This is a genomic window from Actinomadura sp. KC216 (genome assembly GCF_004348535.1).
Classification (GTDB): Bacteria; Actinomycetota; Actinomycetes; order Streptosporangiales; family Streptosporangiaceae; genus Spirillospora.
This window is the reverse complement of the sequence record NZ_SMJX01000531.1, coordinates 1-3,275: the sequence shown is the minus strand read 5'-3', so window position 1 is coordinate 3,275 and position 3,275 is coordinate 1. Positions and strand designations below refer to the sequence as shown.

Genomic DNA, 3,275 nt, shown 5'->3' with positions numbered 1-3,275 from the left:
GCCCAGGGGAGCGGCGGGAATCAGCCGCGCGGCGGACCCGCCAGGGGAGTGCGGCCGAACAACGCCAGCAGCCGCTCCTGATCGCCCGCCCCGTCGGGAAGGGAGACCTCCGGACCCACCAGCCCCGCCGCACGCCCTCGCGGCGCGAGATTCCTGGCCGTCTCCAGCGCGGCCCCCACCAGGTCCGCGTCGAACACGACGTCCTGGCCGGTCGCCTGCGCCAGGTCCCACGTGTGGACGAGCAACTCCGGCAGAGAACCCTCCAGCCACTCACTCAGCGTCACCACGTCCCCGAACCCCAGCGTGATCCGCCGCGCCAGCGCCTCCGGGCCCAGCCCCGCCGTCATCCGCGCCCGCACCGCCCGCCAGCTCGCCACCGGATCCGCACCGGCCACCTCGCGCCAGTCCGGATCGTCCTGGGGGAGCGGCGCCCCTGCCGCCCGCAGCTCCACCACCAGCAGCCCCGCCGTCACATGCCCCGCCACATCGATCGCGCACCAGCCCTCGCACGGCGACGGCGACAGCCACCGGTCCGGCGGCACCGCGGCCAGCACCGCCTCGAAACCGTCCAACGCGCGAACGAAACGCTCAGGAATCACGACCGCCACACCGCCCGGCTCGGATCGTCGCCAACTGCGAACCTCCCGCACTCTAACGACGATCGGCCCCCGCGCCGCAAGAGCGACCGCGAGCGGGCTCCACCGGCTCTACTTAACATAATGTACATTATCGACCAGCGATCGAGAGGGTTCCGGAAGCGGCCGAACCGGGCGATTCGGGTCTCAGGCTTCGAGCGTGATCCAATACCGGTCCTCGCCGCGCGCGCGGCCGTCGTGGACGCCGCCGTTGGCCACGATCACGCGGCGGGACGGCGCCCGCCGCGAGCATCCGCGTCGCGTGCCCCTGCCGCCGCCATGCCGGGACGACGTGGTAGCCGATGTGGCCCCCGACCTCGGCCAGCTCGGCCGTCAGGCGGTGCCGGACGATCAGCGTGCCGAGATAACGCTCGCCCGACACGTACCAGAACGTGCTGCACGGCACGCCCCAGCGGGTCTGCACGCCGCGGCGCTCGGCGACGAACGCGCCGAAGTCCTCGCAGGCCGGGTCGAGCCAGTCCGTGGCCGCGCCGCCTGCCAGGCAGTCCGACCACTCCCCGGCCAGGAACGACTCGCGCACCGCCGTCGTCGGCGGCACGAGCCGCGGAGCCCGGAAAAGATCGTTCACAGGGCCGATTATCCCCCGACCGCGGGGGCCCCGAGCGGGTCGGGCCGGACGGTCGTCTAACCGCACAGAAGCCAAATTCTGTATGGTGTACGGCGTTTCATGATCGCGTGGTCCAGCGCCGCGGATCGGCGGCGGCGGACCACGCGATTGGCCCATACCTCCTCGTCAGGTCAGCCGACGTCGCCGGTGTCCGGGCGGGCGACGGCCGCGGACCGGCCGTTCTCCAGCGGGTTCCACGTCGGGCAGTAACCGTGGAGGGCGTTGACATGCTGGTCGAACTTCGCCCAGATCGGCGAGTCCTTCATGATCCGGAGCACGCTCTCGTCCGCGTACTTCAGGGCGCCCTCGGTCATGTTGGCGCTGCCGATGTAGAGCCCGGCGGTGGGACCATGGTTGATCATCAGGGTCTTCTCGTGCATCTCGGAGTAGGCCCCCATGGAGGGGTGGCACACCTTGATGTCGATGTTCGCCTCGAGGAGGTCGCCGAGCGGCCGCCAGTACTCCTTGACGGGCGTCTTGGGGTCGTCGCCCACGTCGCCGGTGACGACCTGGACGGTGCAGCCCCGCTTCTTGGCGAACCCGAGGATCCCGGTGATGTTGCTGCGGGAGATCCTGAAGTTGGCGACCTTGATGACGTCGTCGGTCGTGGTGGTGGAACACGTCCTGGACGCGCGCTCGATAGCGGCGCCGACGGGGTCGTGGACCTGCCGGGGGTAGGTGAAGACCTCGTTGTTGGGGCTGTGGAAGTTGTTGTCGGTCTCCGGGTCGGGGTCGGGGTCGCCGTAGGAGTTGTTCCCGGTGGTCTTGGGGCCGTCGAACAGGTCCTCGAAGTAGTGCTCGCCGTAGAACTTGTGGAGTTCGGCGCTGGTGAGGGTGACGACGTTCTCGTAGGCCTTCAGATGGGTGTTCTCCTCCCCCTTCCACCAGTCGAGGTTGGCGGAGGACACGTAGACGACGTTGCTCACGGCCCCGGACGTGGTCTGCACGCTCGAGAGCGTCATGAACTTGTTGTGCATGATGGACGGTTCGTTGCTGGGCGTGCCGCTGTCCTCGTCGTATTCGCGGTTGGCGATGCAGCCGCGTGACGCCACCCAGCGTCCGTCGTAGTTGACCCGTTTCGGGCTGCAGGTGGAGACGGCGACGCGCTCCGCCGGTGGGGTGGGGGCCTTGGACGCGGCGACGAGGGTCTTCCACTGGGGCCGGGTGCGGTTCCAGCCGTCCATGACGATGCGGACCTTGACGCCGCGTTTGGCCGCGGCGATGAGGGCGTTGGTGACGTCCTCGCGGTCGTAGAAGTAGAGGGTGATCCTGATGGTGGAGCCGGGGTTGGCGGCGTTGATGAGGGCGATCGCGTGGGCTGCGATCTTCTGGTGCTTGCCTTCGTCGAAGTCGGCGTAGTTCACGACCTTGGTGAGGTCGATGGGTTCGGCGGCGAGGGCGGCCGGGGAGTCGGCGCGGGCGGGGGCCGCGAGGCCGAGGATCGCGGGGATCAGGAGGGCGCCGCAGGCGGCTCTGATTCGTAAGCGTCGGCTGGCCATTCGTGTCCTTTCGCGGGGTGGGGCGGCCTCGCGGCGGGAGATGCGCCGGTGGCCGTTGGTGATCGCGAGTATCCATATCTCCCGGGCTGAAGATCAACATCTGACCGGAGCCGGACAGCGGCGTTTACGGGGTGGGGCGGAGGGTCCTGGTTCGGGCGTGTTCGTAGGGTGAGCGGCATGAGCGTGCTGCGGTCCGTGGGGTTGTTCGTGCTCGCCGCGCTGGCCGAGATCGGTGGGGCGTGGCTGGTGTGGCAGGGGTGGCGTGAGGAGCGCGGCCTGGTGTGGATCGCGGCGGGGGTGCTGGCGCTGGGCGCGTACGGGTTCGCCGCGACGTTCCAGCCCTCCCCCGATTTCGGGCGGATCCTGGCGGCCTATGGCGGGGTGTTCGTGGCGGGGTCGCTGGCGTGGGGTGTGGTGGTGGACGGTTTCCGTCCGGACCGGTGGGATGTGGCGGGCGCGTTGATCTGCTTGGCGGGCGTCGCGGTGATCATGTATGCGCCGCGGGGCTGAGCC

4 protein-coding genes are annotated in these 3,275 nt (G+C 69.8%); 1 reads left to right on the top strand and 3 read right to left on the bottom strand.

Going from position 1 to position 3,275, the window contains the following annotated elements:
* Nucleotides 1-20: 20 nt before the first annotated feature.
* From E1264_RS41525 to E1264_RS41515, 3 genes are all read right to left on the bottom strand, one after another.
* The gene (locus tag E1264_RS41525; protein WP_165964655.1) at nt 21-572 is read right to left on the bottom strand and encodes a TIGR03086 family metal-binding protein; all 552 of its coding nucleotides are present in this window, start codon (nt 570-572) and stop codon (nt 21-23) included.
* Between the two features lie 154 nt (nt 573-726).
* Nucleotides 727-1,224, bottom strand: a complete 498-nt coding sequence (locus E1264_RS41520; RefSeq protein WP_207936941.1) for a hypothetical protein — start codon at nt 1,222-1,224, stop codon at nt 727-729.
* Between the two features lie 170 nt (nt 1,225-1,394).
* Nucleotides 1,395-2,762, bottom strand: coding sequence for a phospholipase D family protein (locus E1264_RS41515; RefSeq protein ID WP_132182903.1), 1,368 nt, complete (start codon nt 2,760-2,762; stop codon nt 1,395-1,397).
* Between the two features lie 177 nt (nt 2,763-2,939).
* On the opposite strand from E1264_RS41515, the gene E1264_RS41510 reads away from it, so the two are divergent.
* Complete coding sequence (locus tag E1264_RS41510) at nt 2,940-3,272, top strand: YnfA family protein (protein WP_132182901.1); 333 nt, start codon at nt 2,940-2,942, stop codon at nt 3,270-3,272.
* Nucleotides 3,273-3,275 lie beyond the last annotated feature (3 nt).

Excerpts from the sequence above, each read along its gene's own strand:
- E1264_RS41515 (WP_132182903.1), bottom strand. The coding sequence starts at position 2,762 with ATGGCCAGCCGACGCTTACGAATCAGAGCCGCCTGCGGCGCCCTCCTG.
- E1264_RS41510 (WP_132182901.1), top strand. The coding sequence starts at position 2,940 with ATGAGCGTGCTGCGGTCCGTGGGGTTGTTCGTGCTCGCCGCGCTGGCC.